This window comes from Rhodococcus sp. FW305-130 (assembly GCF_058788335.1).
On the sequence record NZ_JBYTAP010000002.1, the window covers coordinates 437,078 to 453,712 of the forward strand.

Annotated in this window: 14 protein-coding genes and 1 pseudogene; 10 read left to right on the plus strand and 5 right to left on the minus strand. The window is 63.6% G+C overall.

The annotated features are described in order from the left end of the window. Positions 1-10: 10 nt before the first annotated feature. Complete coding sequence (locus AC3WQS_RS08200; RefSeq protein ID WP_003944699.1) at positions 11-928, minus strand: SPFH domain-containing protein; 918 nt, start codon at positions 926-928, stop codon at positions 11-13. A gap of 170 nt (positions 929-1,098) precedes the next feature. Between AC3WQS_RS08200 and nrdF the strand changes: the two genes are divergently transcribed. Continuing rightward, on the plus strand, positions 1,099-2,064 hold the full coding sequence (gene nrdF / locus AC3WQS_RS08205) for a class 1b ribonucleoside-diphosphate reductase subunit beta (RefSeq protein ID WP_003944744.1): 966 nt from the start codon (positions 1,099-1,101) through the stop codon (positions 2,062-2,064). A 95-nt stretch (positions 2,065-2,159) separates the two neighbouring features. Here the strand turns inward: nrdF and AC3WQS_RS08210 are convergent, their stop codons facing one another. From AC3WQS_RS08210 to AC3WQS_RS08220, 3 genes are all read right to left on the minus strand, one after another. Next, positions 2,160-2,633, minus strand: a complete 474-nt coding sequence (locus tag AC3WQS_RS08210) for an NUDIX hydrolase (RefSeq protein WP_020969286.1) — start codon at positions 2,631-2,633, stop codon at positions 2,160-2,162. Between the two features lie 66 nt (positions 2,634-2,699). Further along, complete coding sequence (locus tag AC3WQS_RS08215) at positions 2,700-3,794, minus strand: iron-siderophore ABC transporter substrate-binding protein (protein WP_020969287.1); 1,095 nt, start codon at positions 3,792-3,794, stop codon at positions 2,700-2,702. A gap of 49 nt (positions 3,795-3,843) precedes the next feature. Next, the gene (locus AC3WQS_RS08220; protein WP_097387516.1) at positions 3,844-4,839 is read right to left on the minus strand and encodes an ABC transporter substrate-binding protein; all 996 of its coding nucleotides are present in this window, start codon (positions 4,837-4,839) and stop codon (positions 3,844-3,846) included. Positions 4,840-5,188: 349 nt separating this feature from the next. Between AC3WQS_RS08220 and ctaD the strand changes: the two genes are divergently transcribed. From ctaD to yczE, 4 genes are all read left to right on the plus strand, one after another. Next, positions 5,189-6,979 (plus strand): aa3-type cytochrome oxidase subunit I, encoded by a 1,791-nt coding sequence (ctaD, locus tag AC3WQS_RS08225; protein ID WP_020907234.1) that lies wholly within the window; start codon positions 5,189-5,191, stop codon positions 6,977-6,979. Between the two features lie 116 nt (positions 6,980-7,095). Then, positions 7,096-8,316, plus strand: coding sequence for a phosphoserine phosphatase SerB (gene serB, locus AC3WQS_RS08230; RefSeq protein ID WP_020969288.1), 1,221 nt, complete (start codon positions 7,096-7,098; stop codon positions 8,314-8,316). Then, on the plus strand, positions 8,313-9,080 hold the full coding sequence (locus AC3WQS_RS08235; RefSeq protein WP_021333089.1) for an aminoacyl-tRNA hydrolase: 768 nt from the start codon (positions 8,313-8,315) through the stop codon (positions 9,078-9,080). Before serB ends, AC3WQS_RS08235 begins: the two co-directional genes overlap by 4 nt. Before the next feature lie 37 nt (positions 9,081-9,117). Next, positions 9,118-9,912, plus strand: a complete 795-nt coding sequence (gene yczE / locus AC3WQS_RS08240) for a membrane protein YczE (RefSeq protein ID WP_335743302.1) — start codon at positions 9,118-9,120, stop codon at positions 9,910-9,912. Here the strand turns inward: yczE and glgX are convergent. Beyond that, positions 9,825-11,867 (minus strand): annotated as a pseudogene (glgX, locus tag AC3WQS_RS08245) (glycogen debranching protein GlgX); the annotation flags it as partial. The gene yczE and the pseudogene glgX sit on opposite strands and share 88 nt — an antisense overlap. Before the next feature lie 51 nt (positions 11,868-11,918). Between glgX and AC3WQS_RS08250 the strand changes: the two are divergent. The 5 genes from AC3WQS_RS08250 to AC3WQS_RS08270 are packed head-to-tail and all read left to right on the plus strand — an operon-like array spanning position 11,919 to position 16,634. Continuing rightward, positions 11,919-12,740, plus strand: a complete 822-nt coding sequence (locus AC3WQS_RS08250) for an ABC transporter ATP-binding protein (RefSeq protein WP_492712706.1) — start codon at positions 11,919-11,921, stop codon at positions 12,738-12,740. A gap of 56 nt (positions 12,741-12,796) precedes the next feature. Next, entirely contained in the window at positions 12,797-13,615 is an 819-nt protein-coding gene (locus tag AC3WQS_RS08255; RefSeq protein WP_003944751.1) for an NUDIX hydrolase, read from the plus strand. Positions 13,616-13,625: 10 nt separating this feature from the next. Beyond that, the gene (locus AC3WQS_RS08260; RefSeq protein WP_003944701.1) at positions 13,626-14,405 is read left to right on the plus strand and encodes an enoyl-CoA hydratase/isomerase family protein; all 780 of its coding nucleotides are present in this window, start codon (positions 13,626-13,628) and stop codon (positions 14,403-14,405) included. 53 nt (positions 14,406-14,458) lie between these two features. Beyond that, on the plus strand, positions 14,459-15,475 hold the full coding sequence (locus AC3WQS_RS08265; RefSeq protein ID WP_003944733.1) for a class I SAM-dependent methyltransferase: 1,017 nt from the start codon (positions 14,459-14,461) through the stop codon (positions 15,473-15,475). Between the two features lies 1 nt (position 15,476). Further along, entirely contained in the window at positions 15,477-16,634 is a 1,158-nt protein-coding gene (locus tag AC3WQS_RS08270; RefSeq protein ID WP_070386918.1) for a THUMP-like domain-containing protein, read from the plus strand. The last annotated feature ends 1 nt before the right edge of the window (position 16,635 follow it).

A 16,635-nucleotide genomic window follows, 5' to 3' on the forward strand; every position in this document is an offset into this window, starting at 1 on the left:
GGCCTTTCCTTTACTGGTAGAGCGAACCGGTGTTCAGCACCGGTTGTGCGTCGCGGTCGCCGCACAGCACGACCAGAAGGTTACTGATCATTGTGGCCTTGCGTTCCTCGTCGAGTTCGACGACGTGCTTTTCCTCGAGCTGCTTGAGTGCCATGTCGACCATGGACACCGCGCCTTCGACGATTTGCTTGCGGGCGGCGATCACTGCACCCGCTTGCTGGCGCCGAAGCATTGCGCTGGCGATCTCGGGTGCATACGAGAGCCTGTTGATGCGTGTCTCGATAACTTCGACACCCGCCGCACGCACGCGGGCGTGAACCTCCTCCGACAAGGTGGTGGTGATGATATCGGCGTTCTCGCGCAACGAGACTCGGCCTTCGGCGTCGTACGGGTAGCTGCCGGCGATATGGCGGACTGCCGCCTCGGTCTGCACCGAGACGAACTCCTCGTAGTCGTCCACCTGGAATGAGGCGAGCGCTGTGTCGGCAACTTGCCAGACGACCACCGCCGAGATCTCGATGGGATTTCCGTCGGCGTCGTTCACTTTCGCCTGACCGGTCTCGTGGTTTCGGATACGCGTAGAGATCGATCGACGGACCGTCAGCGGATTTGTCCATCGCAGGCCCGGCGTGCGCAGGGTGCCGCTGTACGAGCTTCCCAGGAGTTGCAGAACTCGGGCTTGATTCGGTTGCACCAAGGTCAGGCCCATCAGCAGGGGGAGTGACGCGATGAACAGCACCACACCGACCGGAATCAGGGCGAAGAGTCCCAGAACTCCGCCAACGACGGACAGCGCGATTCCGGCCAGGAAGAGAAGTACGCCTCCGAGGAGCATCCAGCTGCCGGACAGGTCCCAGCCTGGGCGTTCGGCGATCGTTGTGGTGGCGACTCCGGTCGGTTTCTCGGCCACGGTGGGTGTGCTGGTCATGCGGGACTCGCTTTCCATCGGTAAGTGATATTTAATTGATATCACATTTTTTGTACTCGTGGAGGGGCGCGTGCGACACATGTTGTTGTGTTGGCATCGCGGACCCGACACAACGGGTAGTGTTCAGGCAAGCCAACATTCGGCAGTATCTCTCTCGCTAGGTAGGAATTATGGTCAAGCTGGTCAGTCGCGTTTCCGCCATCAACTGGAATCGCGTCCAGGACGAGAAGGACGCCGAGGTATGGGATCGCCTCGTCAGCAATTTCTGGCTGCCCGAAAAGGTGCCGGTCTCCAACGACATCCCGTCCTGGGGAACGCTGACCGCGCAGGAGCAGCAGCTCACCATGCGCGTCTTCACGGGCCTGACGCTGCTCGACACCATCCAGGGAACGGTCGGCGCCGTCAGCCTCATCCCGGACGCGATCACTCCCCACGAAGAAGCGGTGTACACCAACATCGCCTTCATGGAATCGGTGCACGCGAAGAGTTACAGCTCGATCTTCTCGACGCTGTGCTCCACCCCGGACATCGACGACGCGTTCCGCTGGTCGGAGGAGAACCCCAACCTGCAGCGCAAGGCGCAGATCGTTCTCGACTACTACAACGGCGAGTCGCCGCTCAAGCGCAAGGTCGCATCGACGCTCCTCGAGAGCTTCCTCTTCTACTCCGGGTTCTACCTGCCGATGTACTGGTCCTCGCGAGCCAAGCTCACCAACACCGCAGACCTCATCCGCCTCATCATCCGCGACGAGGCCGTGCACGGGTACTACATCGGCTACAAGTACCAGAAGGGCCTCGAACAGCTCACCGAGGCCGAGCGTGAAGAGCTCAAGAACTACACGTTCGAGCTGCTCTTCGAGCTCTACGAGAACGAGGTCGACTACACGCAGGACCTCTACGACGGCGTCGGCCTGACCGAGGATGTCAAGAAGTTCCTGCGCTACAACGCCAACAAGGCGCTCAACAATCTCGGCTACGAAGGCCTCTTCCCGAAGGACGAGACGGACGTCAATCCGGCTATCCTGTCGGCACTTTCACCGAATGCGGACGAGAATCACGACTTCTTCTCCGGCTCGGGAAGCTCCTACGTCATCGGCAAAGCAGTCAACACCGAAGACGACGACTGGGATTTCTAGAGCGACCCGCTCGGGATTTCTAGAGCGACCTATATACCGAAGCCCGACTCCTGCACACGCGGGAATCGGGCTTCGGTCGTCGATGGGGGAGTGGGTCAGCGCAGAAACCACGCTTCCGGCTTGTCCAGCAATGCTTTTGCGAGGCGCAGACGCGAGGTTTCCGTCATGTCTGAAGGCAATTCGCTCGGCGCGAACCACGCGACCTCGAGGTTTTCGTCGTCCGCCACGTGTGCATCTCCGCCGGTCCACCTGGCCAGGAAGCAGACGTCGAGGTACTGAGTTACGTCACCATTGGGGTACGTAATGGGTTCTGTGACATCGACACTCGTGATCCGAATCAATTCGGCGTCGACGCCGGTTTCTTCCTTCGCCTCGCGCACCGCCGCCGACGACGGTTCCTCTCCGGGCTCGAGAACGCCGGACACGACGGCCCACTGACCGTTGTCGGCGCGGCGGGTGAGCAGGATCCGGCCGTCGTCGTCGCGGATCACGACGCTCACGCCGGACAGCCAGAGCGGCGCATGACCGACCTTCTCGCGCAAAGCGACAATGAATTCCGGGATCGGCATGATCAGAACCCGACCGTCACAGTTGTGGCGAGCCGCCTCGAATGTGGGAGTAGTGGTTCGTTCCAGTCAGCTCGCATATCCGTTCAAGGTTCCCTTCAAGTCCGCCAATACGGCACGGGCGGCAGTCATCCCGTTTCCGTTCCAGATTTCGTCTTCAGCGACGAACACACGCCGGTCGGTGGCGGCGGCGAGGTCCTGCCACTGGTCGCTCTTCATGATCTCGGTGCCGTAGGTACGGCCGTTCGGCCCGTCGAAGAGTACGTAGATCAAGTCACCTTCGGCGGCGCTGAGATCGTCGGCCGGAATCGGTGCTGTGGTCGCATCGGTCAATCGCTGCGCCGGTGGGCGCCGGACGCCGACGTCGCTGAGAATTTGTCCGGCGAAGGATGCGGGACCCTCGATCTGCAGGTCCTTCGAACCGAACCGAACCACTGATGCCTGCGTCTGTGATGCATTCAATGCGTCGCCGAGCTGCACGACGTCCTGCTGGTAGCGGTCCAGCTCCGTCGCAGCCGCGGACGAACGGCCAAGTGCCTGGCCGGCGAGGGCGAACTGCGCTTTCCAGTACACGGGATCCGAGCCGGCGAACACGGTGGGGGCAATGGCGTCGAGTTGCCCGTACAAACCGTCGGACGCCGGACTGGACCCGAGGATCAAGTCCGGCGCGGCGGCCTTCACGGCGTTGACGTCGGGTGCGCTCACGGGGCCGACGCTCGGAATCTCCGAGATGCCGAAACCGAGGTACGACGGTTGAGGCGAGTCGACACCGGTTGCGGCGCCCACTACCCGCTCCCACAGACCGAGGGCGCACACGGCGTCCATCGAGACACTGTCGAGGACCACGATCCGTTGGGGATCGGAAGGAACCTCGGTTTCACCCGCAGTGTGTACGACTCGACGCTTCACCCCGGGGCCCGCTCCCGGGTCGGCTTGCGTCGGCGTCGGGCACGCGGTGGCGGTGTCGCGTTCGATGCCCATCACGCCGGCACCGGCGATCGACGTAGTGGTCCGGACGATGGTGCTCGCGGGATCATCCGACGAGTCGGACGAGCAACCACCGAGGACGAGCATCGTGGCGGCGATCCCCAGGATCGAGACACGACGAATGGACGTGCGGGCGGTCGTGCGTGAGAGAACAGACGTGCGTGAGAGAACAGACAAGTCGACGGCTTCCTGTGTGAGCGGGCGCCGTTCAGGTTAGCTGTTCGACTCAGCTGTTCTGCTTGTCCACCTCGAACGTGTCCGAGAGGTCGTCGAGGATCATGTGGGCGCCCTGGATGCTGACCGGCGACATCCAACGTGAATCGTCCACGTCGACCTTGCGTCCTCGAAGGGTCTGCCACAGCGGGCTCTCGAGGAACGGCTTCGCGGCTTCGGCGCTCTTGCCCTCGGCGTCCTGCCAGGTGCTGATGAAGATGACGTCCGCGTCGGCTTCGTTGATCAGCTCGGGGCTGATCTTCATCATGATGTTTCCGGCATCGGCGGGGTCAGGTCCCTGGTTGTCCGGGCGCTTCAATCCGGCGTCCTGGAGGACGATGCCGCTGAACGAGGTGGTGCGGTAGAGGCGTGCCGTCGGTTCACCGGCGAATCGGACTACCGAGATGACCGGGTTGTTCGCCTTCTCGTTGATTTCCTTGCCGACGATGGCTGCGCGGGTTTCGTACTCGGTGATCTTCGCCTCGGCCAGTGACTCCTTGCCCAGCGCTTGACCGACCAGGCGGATGTTGTCCTTCCACGTCGGGCCGGTCGTCTGAGTGAAGACGGTGGGTGCGATTGCGGACAGTTGTTCGTAGTTCTTCCCGTCGCGGACCTCGGCGGAGATGATGAGGTCTGGCTGCAGTGCGGCGATCTTCTCGAGGCTTGCACTGCTGACCGTGCCGACCGAGACGGCGTCCGCGGCGAATTCCTCCCGCGAGGATCCGAGGTAGTCGGGCAGACCGGGCTCGCGGTAGTCGACGTAGCCGACGAGCGGGGATTCGAGGAGAAGGACGGCGTCGGTGAAGCTGTTGTCGAGCGCGACGATCCGCTGGGGTGCGGCCGGGATTTCGGTGCTTCCGCGGAAGTGCTCGACGGTGCGGGGGAATGCGCCCGACTCGGTCGAGGTGGTGGTTGCAGCGGGCTCGTCGTTACTCGAGCAGGCTGGAACGACCAAGGCGATCGAGGCTGCGACGGCTACCAGCGCGGCGCGGCGGGGAAAGAATTTCACTGAATACTCCTGAGGTGAGTTAGGCGAGGGTGACCTTATCAGTGGAGGAGTTGGCCGAAAACGGACACCGACCGAATTCTTCGACGCGCACGACACGCCGATTCGGAAGTGGGTTCGGACTCCCGGGGGAACATAAACCGCAGGTCGTTCGTTCGGTGCCGTGAAAAACGGATGCTCGAGTACGACGCAGAGTAGGACCGGGTCGCGGTGCCTCGGAGTCACGGTCTACGATTCGATGAGCGCAAGCCAGAAGCCGTTGTCCGCAGCCCGGGCGACGGACCCTGCGGGCGCAACCAAGGGCTCTTTGACGGAGTCTGCGGAGCGACCAAAGGCACATTCAGGAGGATCAGTGACTGCCGTAGCGCCCCAGCCAGTCCCCACGATAGCGCCGGCCAGGCCTTACCCGCCGCGGCAGGGACCCAAGGGCTCATTCATTTTCAAGATGATCACGACCACCGATCCCAAGGTGCTCGGAATCATGTACTTGGCGACTTCCATCGCCTTCTTCCTCATCGGTGGCCTCATGGCACTGATGATGCGTGCCGAACTTGCTGTACCCGGCATGCAGTTCCTTTCCAACGAACAGTTCAACCAGCTGTTCACCATGCACGGCACGATCATGCTGCTGCTGTACGCGACCCCGATCGTCTTCGGCTTCGCGAACTACATTCTTCCGCTCCAGATCGGTGCACCCGACGTCGCGTTCCCGCGTCTGAACGCGTTCAGCTACTGGCTGTACCTGTTCGGCGCGATCATCACGACGGCCGGATTCGTCACGCCCGGTGGCGCAGCAGACTTCGGTTGGACGGCATACACGCCGCTGACCAGCGCGCTGCACAGCCCCGGCGTCGGCGCCGACCTGTGGGTCTTGGGTCTGGCTGTCGCCGGCCTCGGCACCATCCTCGGTGGCGTCAACATGGTCACCACCGTGATTTGCCTGCGCGCACCCGGTATGACCATGTTCCGCATGCCGATCTTCACCTGGAACATCTTCATCACCAGCATCCTGATCCTGCTGGCGTTCCCGCTGCTGACCGCTGCATTCATGGGCCTGTTCGTCGACCGCCATCTCGGCGGGCACATCTTCGACCCGGCAACGGGCGGTGTGCTCCTGTGGCAGCACCTGTTCTGGTTCTTCGGTCACCCCGAGGTGTACATCATCGCGCTGCCGTTCTTCGGCATCGTCTCGGAGATCTTCCCGGTCTTCAGCCGTAAGCCGATCTTCGGCTACAGCGGCCTGGTGTACGCAACGTTGGCCATCGCCGCTCTGTCGATCGCTGTGTGGGCTCACCACATGTATGCGACCGGCGCTGTTCTCCTGCCGTACTTCTCGTTCATGACATTCCTGATCGCTGTGCCGACAGGTGTGAAGATCTTCAACTGGATCGGAACGATGTGGAAGGGGCAATTGACCTTCGAATCACCGATGCTGTTCTCGATCGGCTTCCTGATCACCTTCCTCTTCGGTGGTCTGTCGGGCGTCATCCTCGCGAGCCCGCCGCTCGACTTCCACGTCACGGACAGCTACTTCGTCGTCGCCCACTTCCACTACGTGGTCTTCGGTACGGTCGTGTTCGCCACGTACGCCGGTATCTACTTCTGGTTCCCGAAGATGACCGGCCGCATGATGGACGAGCGCCTCGGCAAGTGGCACTTCTGGACCACGTTCGTCGGCTTCCACGGCACGTTCCTCGTCCAGCACTGGCTCGGTGCCGAAGGTATGCCGCGTCGTTACGCCGACTACCTGCCCTCGGACGGGTTCACGGTGCTGAACTCGGTGTCCACGATCTTCGCCTTCGTACTCGGTGCCTCGACGCTCCCGTTCATCTGGAACGTCTTCAAGAGTTACCGCTACGGCGAAGTGGTCACCGTCGACGATCCGTGGGGCTACGGAAACTCGCTGGAGTGGGCGACAACCTGCCCGCCGCCGCGTCACAACTTCACCGAGTTGCCGCGCATCCGCAGCGAGCGTCCGGCCTTCGAGCTGCACTACCCGCACATGGTGGAGCGAATGCGCGCAGAAGCGCACGTCGGCCCCGGTCACGGTGGGAAGAACGCCAGCACCGTGCTCGAAGATGCTCGTCACGAGCCGCTCACAGTCGGGGACGAAGGCGACCCCGGCACCGACAGCCGCTCCTGAGCGAAGTAACACACTGAAGTAATCAGCGAAGGCCCCGCCCGAGTAACGGGTGGGGCCTTTCGCTTGGCACAATAGTGACGATCAAGACGCGAACGAAGAAACGATCGGAGTTTTCGGTGGGTGCCTCTGACACCACTGTTCTGGTGACTGTGACCGGGCCGGACCGCCCTGGCGTCACCTCGGTACTGTTCGCGGCGCTGTCGCGGCACGATGTGCGTCTGCTCGACGTGGAGCAGGTGGTGATTCGAGGTCGACTGACACTCGGCGTCATGGTGGCCTGCCCGAACGATCCCGAAGCCCTTCAGGAAGAGCTCGAACAGGCGATGGCGACGGTCGGAATGAACGTCGACATCGAAATCGGTGCCGATCCAGGTCGACCTGCAGTGTCCACTCACGCGGTCGTTGTTCTCGGCAGCCCCGTCAATGCCCGCGCAATGCGCTCGGTGGCACGCGAACTCGCGAAGCAGGGCGCCAACATCGACTCCATCCGTGGTGTCGCCGACTATCCGGTCACCGGCCTCGAACTCAGCGTCAGCGCAGCCGATACTGTCGACGGCGACGCGAAGCTGCGTACCGGACTCGCCGAGGTCGCCGCTCTCGAAAACGTCGACATCGCAGTCGAGCGCGCAGGACTGGCTCGCCGGGCCAAGCGTCTGATCGTGTTCGACGTGGACTCGACGCTCGTACAGGGCGAGGTCATCGAGATGCTCGCCGCGAAGGCCGGCGTCGAGGACGAGGTCCGCGCCGTCACCGAAGCTGCGATGCGCGGCGAGATCGACTTCACCGAATCACTGCACCAGCGTGTGGCGACACTCGCCGGTCTCGACGCGTCCGTCATCGACGAGGTGGCAGAGAGCATCGAACTGACGCCGGGGGCGCGCACCACGATTCGCACCCTGCGCCGCCTCGGATTCCACTGCGGCGTGGTGTCCGGCGGTTTCCGCCAGGTCATCGAAGGCCTCGCACACGAACTCGAACTGGACTTCGTGCACGCCAACACCCTCGAGATCGTCGACGGCAAGCTGACCGGACGTGTGATCGGTGAAATCGTCGACCGCGCCGCGAAGGCCGTTGCGCTGCGCAAGTTCGCCGATCAGGTCGGTGTGCCGATGGAACAGACTGTCGCCGTCGGTGACGGTGCCAACGACATCGATATGCTCAACGCCGCGGGACTGGGTGTGGCGTTCAACGCCAAGCCCGCGTTGCGGGAGGTCGCGGACGCGGCTTTGTCGCATCCCTTCCTCGATGCTGTGCTGTTCATTCTCGGTGTGACCCGCGACGAGGTCGAGGCTGCGGACGCCGTCGACGGTGGCGTACGACGCGTACCGATTCCATGAGTTCCGATCCAGCAGTCAGTTCCGATCCCGATTCTCGCTGGCGCGAGCGCCACGCGGTGTTGGCCGCTGGGTACGGTGGGCGAGACGATCCCGCGGATCCGGCACTGGTGTTGGCGATGCCGATCATTCTCCACATCCCGAAGGCAGACCCGCCGAAGCGCACTGCACTGCTCGAGGCTGCCGCAACGGCGGCAGTGGCGCTGTGCCTGGACGAACGCGTCGGGTTCACCGAAGACGGGGAGCCCGGCCCGTGGCACGAGGACTATTCGGCGTGGGTGGGTGCCCGGATCCGGAAAGTGTCTCGCCGAGCGCGTGGAGCCCAGTGGCTCGCCGCGCAAGAGGTACCGGGAATCACCGTCGACGTGGATGGTGCCCAGGCGCGGGCTCTGGTTCCCGGGCCGGTCGGAGAACTGGACCCGCGAATCAAGAAGTTGCAGATCGGTGGCACCGACCTGGAGCACGACGAGCCTGGCCAGCCCGAGCCCGGTCTTCCGGTGCTGTGGATCGACTCGGAGCTCGAGATGACGGTAGGCAAGGCGTCGGCACAGGTAGGGCATGCCTCGATGTTGTTGGCAGCGGCCATGTCCGAGAAACAGTGCTGGGCATGGGCGCAGAACGACTTTCGTTGCTCGGTACGCGACGCAAGTTCGAAACAGTGGGCCGAGGCAGTAGATCGATTGAAGCGGTCGGAGGCTGTCGCGGTTCGCGACGCAGGGTTCACGGAAGTGGCACCAGGCTCCATGACAGTCATCGCGGTTCCGTAGAGACCTAACCGACCAGTCCAGTATCGACAACTTGGCTATGGATGAACAGTCCAGTGGCCTTCAAGATAGTCGAGTGTTGATACGGAGATTCGCCTCGCTGTTCGTTGGTCTGTGGTTGTACGGCTTCTCGATGGCCATGATGATCACAGCCGGCCACGGACTGGACCCCTGGGATGTGTTCCATCAGGGCGTGGCCGAGCATGTTTCGCTGAGTTTCGGCGTGATCACTGCGATTACCGGTGCGGTGGTACTGCTGCTCTGGATTCCGATCCGTCAGCGGCCAGGGTTCGGCACGGTCGCCAATGTCGTGGTCATTGCAATCTCGGTGGATACTTCACTGGCCTTCTTGCCGGTCTTTGATTCCATGCCAGTTCGCGCCGCGATCATGGTTGCGGGAATCCTCCTCAACGGACTGGCCAGCGTTCTCTACATCGGGGCAGGCATGGGGCCGGGTCCCCGCGACGGGTTGATGACAGGACTGGTGGCGCGCACCGGCTTGTCGGTCAGGCTCGTGCGTACCAGCATCGAAATCGCGGTCCTCGCTACCGGATGGCTCCTCGGTGGAACGGTTGGCGTCGGAACAGTGTTGTACGCCTTCGGGATCGGGCCGACCATTCAATTACTGATCAAGGTGCTGCCGGATTCCATGACAGCAGCGGTTACCGGCGGACGTGTCACGGAACGTAAGGCCAAGACCGTGGGTCCGGTCAATGAGATCTCCGTGCCGACGGGAACTTCGGCCGTGGAGGCAGGTTCTCCGGTCGGTGACGCCGAATCGAACGATGCAGTCAATGTGCCGTCGAACCATTCCGGAGTGCCGACGGTGACCTGAACCGGTCCACCGGAATGCAGGATCAGGAGCCAACTGTCGTCACCGAGTGGGCGCCCGGTCCGAGTGTGAGACCGAACGTCGGCTCCGTCGATCCAGGCCTGCAGCGTTCGGTGACTCTCGTCGTACCATGCGGTGTCGTCGAACTCGACGCCGGCAGCGTCGAACCAGACGAGGTCCGGGTGCTCCAGTCTTCTTCTGCCTTCGAAGAATTCGGGCTGACGCAACGCCGGTGCCGCTCGGCGTAATCCGAACGCTCGGGAGACGAACTGCACCAATGACTGATCGGCCGCCGTCCAGTCCAGGGCCCACGAATCGGCTGGGGAGGCAAGTGTGGGAACACAATACGCGTTGTTGTTTCCGCCGAGACTGTGGCCGAACTCGTCTCCGGCGGTGAGCATCGGTGTGCCTGTCGACAGCACGAGCGTGGCCAGTAGCGCCCGTACATGACGTGCCCTGGCGTCCTGAATCTCGGGATCGGTGCTGGGGCCTTCGATTCCGTGGTTGAACGAATCGTTGTGATCGGCGCCGTCACGATTGTCTTCACCGTTGGCTTCGTTGTGCTTGTGGTTGTACGCGACCAGATCGGCGGCGGTGAACCCGTCGTGCGCTGTGACGAAGTTGATCGACGCCCATGGGCGACGGCCGCTGCCGGCAAAGATGTCCTCGGAACCGGCGAGGCGCGACGCGACCTTCCGGACGCTGGAGCCGCCGTTCCAGAACTGGCGAATAGTGCTGCGGTACTTGTCGTTCCATTCCGACCATTGGAGTCCGAAGTTTCCGACCTGGTAACCGTCGGCAGTGGCATCCCACGGTTCGGCGATGAGCTTGCACCGGGTCAGTACCGGATCGGAGGAGATGGCCGACAAGATGGACGCCCGCTGGTCGAAGTCGCCGCCGCGCGGCCTACCCAACGCGCTCGCGAGATCGAATCGGAAGCCGTCGACACCCATTTCGGTGGCCCAATAGCGGAGGCTGTCGGTGATCATGCGGACGGCGATGGGGGAGCAGGCGTCGACCGTGTTGCCGCACCCGGTCAGGTCGATGTCGCGGCCGTCGCCGTCGAGAAGGTAGTAGCCGGGGCCGTCCAAAGCTCGCCAGCTGACGCTGATTCCGTCGACACTCTGCTCGCAGGTGTGGTTGTAGACGACGTCGAGGATGACCTCGATGCCTGCCGCGTGTAGTGCGTCGACCATGATCCGGAACTCGGTGACTTCGCCGCCCGAAGTTGCCGCGTATCCGGGATGCGGGGCGAAGTACGACGCCGTCGAGTATCCCCAGTGGTTGCGCATCCCTCGCTCGCGGACGCTCTGTTCGGTCAGAAACGCCTGTACGGGAAGCAGTTCCACGGCGGTGACGCCGAGTGAGACGAGGTGATCGATCACGGCCGGTGCCGTCAGGCCGAGGTACGTTCCGCGGTGGGCGGCGGGTACTCCTGGATGACTGGCGGTGTACGCGCCCACATGCAGTTCGTAGATCACGCTTTCCTCCCACGGCGTCTCGAGGCGGCCTCCGGCAGGCGCGAGGCCGGGAGTCACCACGGACAGCGGCACGTGGCCGAGAGAGTCGAGGGCAGACGGGTCGCCGAAAGGATCGTCGGCGTACGACAGGAGGGCACGGTGGTCACCGAGTTCCCCCTCGATGCGGCGCGCCCACGGATCGATGAGCAGCTTGTGTGGATTCAGTCTCAGTCCGGCGCGCGGATTCCACGGGCCGCTTGCCCGAATTCCGTATCGCTGCCCCGCACCGATCCCGGCGATGATCCCGTGCCAGATTCCGTACGTGTGTTGCCGGAGTTCGACGCGATCTTCGTTTCCGTCCTGGCCGATCAGGCAGATCTGGACGCTCGACGCAGCTGGTGCGTGGACCGCGAACTGGGTTCCGGAGTCCACGATGTTGGCGCCGAGTGGGAACGGAGACCCGGGCGTCGGGGTGTGAGTTTCGATGAGAGGCGACACGCAAGATGATCCTGCCGTGAACGGCCGGAGAATGTGCGGGAAGATGTTCGGGTGCCGCTACCTGATCCAGATCTGCTCATCGATTTCGACAACGTACTCATCCGTCGGGGAGGGTCCACTCTCGTGGGGCCCGTCACCTGGAAAGTGGAGCTGGACGAGCGATGGGTGGTGCTCGGACCCAACGGTGCCGGCAAGACCTCGCTGCTGCGCATCGCGGCCGGTGAGACTTTCCCGACCAGCGGTTCTGCCCACCTCCTTGGCGAAGTTCTCGGCAAGGTCGACGTCAACGAGTTGCGCCCGCGTATCGGTTTGTCCTCGTCGTCGTTGGCGAACCGCGTGCCCGGCGACGAGAAGGTCAGCGACCTCGTCGTGTCGGCGGGCTACGCCGTTCTCGGTCGGTGGCGCGAGGAGTACGAATCCATGGACACCTCGCGCGCTGTGGAAATGCTCGAAAGCTTCGGCGCCGAGCACCTGGCGGATCGCACGTACGGGACGCTTTCCGAAGGCGAGCGCAAGCGCGTCCTCATCGCGCGAGCCTTGATGACCGATCCCGAACTTCTTCTCCTGGACGAGCCCGCCGCCGGGCTCGATCTCGGTGGACGTGAGGAACTTGTGGCCAGACTCGCCGAACTGGCTGCCGATCCGGACGCCCCGGCAACCGTTCTGATCACCCATCACGTCGAGGAGATCCCGCCGGGATTCACTCACGCACTCCTTCTCAAGGAAGGTGAGGTCGTCTCTCAGGGCCTTCTGGACGACGTCATCACCGCCGAAAATCTGAGCGCGGCATTCAGCCAGTCCATCAGCCTCGACAAGGCGGACGGCCGATACTTCGCGCGCCGCGCGAGGCCGTCAGGAGCTCATCGCGCGTGAGCTTCAGTGGGACCTGAAATGCGGCCCAGATCACAGATCGCGTAGGTTCGCGAAGCATGGCTAACGAGAATGCAAACGCTGTCCCCGAGCCCAAGGATGCGTCGACCGTCATCTTGGTGCGCGATGCCGAATCCGGGATCGAGATCTTCCTGCTTCAACGAGTACAGGGGATGGCGTTTGCCGGGGGCATGACGGTCTTCCCCGGCGGAGGCGTCGACAAGTCCGATGCGACGGCAGAGGTCGAGTGGGCCGGACCGTCGGTCGAGTGGTGGGCCGAGCGGTTCAGCACGGATGTGGCTCGGGCGAAGGCTCTCGTCTTGGCTGCGGTGCGGGAAACGTTCGAGGAGTGCGGCGTTCTGCTCGCCGGACCGACCGCGGACACCGTCGTCGCGGACACGGCCGGCTACGCACAGGACCGAGTAGCTCTCGAAAAGCACGAGCTGTCGTTCAGCGATTTCCTGAAGAAGGAGAACCTGGTCCTGCGAACGGATCTGCTGCGGCCGTGGGCGAACTGGATCACGCCGGTGGGCGAGACCCGCCGCTACGACACGCGCTTCTTCGTCGCAGCGTCACCGACCGGACAGATCGCGGACGGGGTCACCTCCGAGGCCGCCGAGGTGCGTTGGCAGAGCCCGCAGGACGCGCTGGCGCATTGGCGGGAGGGTGGCAGCATCCTGTTGCCGCCGACGTGGAGTCAGCTGACCGAATTGGCCAAGTTCAGCTCGGTGGCGGAGATACTCGCGGCCGAGCCGGAGATTCCCGTCATCCTGCCTACGTTGATCACCGACGAGGAGACTCTGCGCGTCGAGTTCCCGAATCAGGACGGTTACTACGTCGCCGGGCCGCATCCGTGGTCGGTCAAGGCGGCAAAGTAACCTCTCGATCATGGCTGAATTTGTGACTCTCGAGGTTTCCGAAGGCATCGGCACCATCCGTCTGGCGCGCCCGCCCATGAACGCTCTGAACCGTCAGGTCCAGGACGAGTTGGCTGCTGCCGCACACGCTGCGACCGTCGACAAGGCAGTCAAGGCCGTCATCGTCTACGGCGGCGAGAAAGTCTTCGCAGCCGGTGCCGACGTCAAGGAAATGGCCGAGATGGACTACGGCCAGATCCGTGACGCGATCGGCGGCATGCAGGCCGGGCTCGGCGCCGTGGCGTCCATCCCGAAGCCGACCGTTGCCGCGATCACCGGATACGCACTCGGTGGCGGACTCGAAGTTGCACTCTCGGCCGATCGCCGGATCGTCGGAGACAACGCCAAGCTCGGAGTTCCGGAGATTCTGCTCGGAATCATTCCCGGTGGCGGCGGAACGCAGCGCCTGGCTCGTCTGATCGGACCGGCCAAGGCCAAGGATCTGGTCTTCACCGGCCGTTTCGTCGGGGCTGACGAGGCGTTGGCCATCGGTTTGGTCGACGAGGTCGTCGCTCCCGACGACGTGTATACCGCCGCTCGCACGTGGGCCTCGCAGTTCGTCGGGGGAGCGTCACGTGCCTTGGCTGCTGCCAAGGCAGCCATCGACGAGGGTCTGAACACCGACCTGGAATCCGGGCTCAAGATCGAGCAGCATCTGTTCGCCGGATTGTTCGCGACCAAGGATCAGGCGATCGGCATGGAGTCGTTCATCGCCAACGGTCCGGGCAAGGCCGAGTTCACGGGCGAGTAGGCTCCCCTAAACTAGAACTTGTTCATCTCTTACCAGCGAGTAGGATAGCCGCCATGACAGCCAGCCCGAATGACGACGCAACCGTCACGCCGCCCGCCGCTACCGACACCTCGGTAGTCGACCCCGCGCCGCGGCCGCACGCCACGGCCGAAGAGGTCGAGGCCGCTCGTAAGGACACCAAGCTCGCCCAGGTGCTCTACCACGACTGGGAAGCCGAAACCTACGACGACAAGTGGTCCATCTCGTACGACGAGCGCTGCATCGACTACGCACGTGGTCGTTTCGACGCCGTCGCGGGCGATCAGCCGCTCCCGTACGAGCGCGCCCTCGAACTGGGTTGCGGCACCGGATTCTTCCTCCTGAACCTGATGCAGGGTGGAGTCGCCAAGACCGGTTCGGTCACCGACCTCTCGCCCGGCATGGTCAAGGTCGCACTGCGCAATGCAGAAAGCCTCGGCCTTCCGGTCGACGGCCGTGTTGCCGATGCCGAGACCATTCCGTACGAGGACAACACCTTCGACCTGGTCGTCGGCCACGCCGTGCTGCACCACATCCCCGACGTCGAGAAGTCGCTGCGCGAGGTCCTTCGTGTCCTCAAGCCCGGCGGCCGTTTCGTCTTCGCCGGTGAGCCCACGACTGTCGGTAACTTCTACGCCCGCTGGCTCGGCCGCGCGACGTGGGAAGCAACCACACGCGTGACCAAGCTGCCGTTCCTGGCAGATTGGCGTCGCCCGCAGGAAGAGCTCGACGAGTCCTCTCGCGCAGCAGCGCTCGAGGCAGTCGTCGACATCCACACGTTCGACCCCACCGACCTCGAGAACATGGCGAAGTCCGCCGGAGCCGATCAGGTCCACGCTGCCACCGAGGAATTCGCCGCGGCGCTTCTCGGATGGCCGGTCCGTACCTTCGAAGCAGCTGTTCCGCCGGAGAAGCTCGGTTGGGGTTGGGGACGTTTCGCTTTCGGTGGTTGGAAGACGCTCAGCTGGGTCGACGAGAAGGTGCTCCGCCACGTCGTTCCTCGCGGATTCTTCTACAACGTCATGATCACCGGCGTGAAGCCCGGCAACTGAATTGGGTTATGACTTCACCCTCGGCGACGTCGACTATCTCGGAAGTGATTCCGGCGTAGCTGCCTTGGCCGAGGTGGATCAGCTCGAACTGTCCACGCGTACGCGTCTGGCCGACATCGGCCGGGCGCGTACGCGTTTCGGTGATCACATGCCTGCGCTCGTGGACACCGTCCTGCTTCGACGCAAGGCCGTTACGAAACTGCCCGGCAGTGATCAGTGGTTGTTCACGGACGACGCGATGCAGCAGGCCACTCCCGGTGTTGTGGCGGCGCACCGCGCGCAGCGTCTGATCGGGCGCGACGTCCACGACGTGACGTGCTCAATCGGCGCCGAACTGCATGCCTTGACCGGAGTTGCGCATCGCGTGATCGGCAGCGACATCGATTCCGTTCGCCTGGCGATGGCACAGCGCAATGTGCCGAGCGCAGCGTTGTTGCGGGCCGACGCGCTCCGCCCGACGACACGCGACACCGTCGTACTGGCGGACCCCGCCCGGCGATCGGGCGGTCGCCGCACTCACGATCCGGCAGCGTTGATGCCGCCGTTACCGGACCTCATCGAGGCGTACTCCGGCCGTGATCTCGCGGTGAAGTGTGCTCCCGGACTCGATTTCGACAATCTGGGCTGGGACGGGGAAGTCGAGGTCGTCTCGCTCGACGGCGGCGTCAAGGAAGCATGCCTGTGGTCGACGGGACTGGCCGAGTCCGGCGTCACGCGTCGAGCTTCGGTGCTTCGCTCCGACGGGAGCGGGTGGGCGATCACCGACGCCGAGGACGACGTGATTCCGGAGCAAGCTCCGGGGGAGTGGATCATCGACCCGGACGGAGCGGTAGTGCGCGCAGGCCTCGTGCGCCACTACGCGGCCAGACACGGCCTCTGGCAGCTCGATCCACGCATCGCTTATCTGACCGGTGACAGCGTCCCTGAGGGAGTTCGCGGATTCCGGATCCTCGAGCAGATCAAGTACTCGGAGAAACTGCTCAAACAGACACTGTCCAAGTGGGACTGCGGTGTGGCCGAAATTTTGGTGCGAGGAGTCGACGTGGACCCGGCAGTGCTGCGTCCACGGCTCAAGCTCAAGGGCTCGCGTGCACTGAGCGTCGTGATCGTGCGGATCGGACGATCGGCGTCGGCCTTCATCTGTGAGGCGTCCCGCTAGC

Coding starts and splice junctions, on each gene's coding strand:
- AC3WQS_RS08260 (WP_003944701.1), top strand. CDS start 13,626: ATGGCTGAATTTGTGACTCTCGAGGTTTCCGAAGGCATCGGCACCATC.
- AC3WQS_RS08210 (WP_020969286.1), bottom strand. CDS start 2,633: ATGCCGATCCCGGAATTCATTGTCGCTTTGCGCGAGAAGGTCGGTCAT.
- AC3WQS_RS08235 (WP_021333089.1), top strand. CDS start 8,313: ATGAGTTCCGATCCAGCAGTCAGTTCCGATCCCGATTCTCGCTGGCGC.
- AC3WQS_RS08255 (WP_003944751.1), top strand. CDS start 12,797: ATGGCTAACGAGAATGCAAACGCTGTCCCCGAGCCCAAGGATGCGTCG.
- AC3WQS_RS08265 (WP_003944733.1), top strand. CDS start 14,459: ATGACAGCCAGCCCGAATGACGACGCAACCGTCACGCCGCCCGCCGCT.
- yczE (WP_335743302.1), top strand. CDS start 9,118: ATGGATGAACAGTCCAGTGGCCTTCAAGATAGTCGAGTGTTGATACGG.
- nrdF (WP_003944744.1), top strand. CDS start 1,099: ATGGTCAAGCTGGTCAGTCGCGTTTCCGCCATCAACTGGAATCGCGTC.
- AC3WQS_RS08200 (WP_003944699.1), bottom strand. CDS start 928: ATGACCAGCACACCCACCGTGGCCGAGAAACCGACCGGAGTCGCCACC.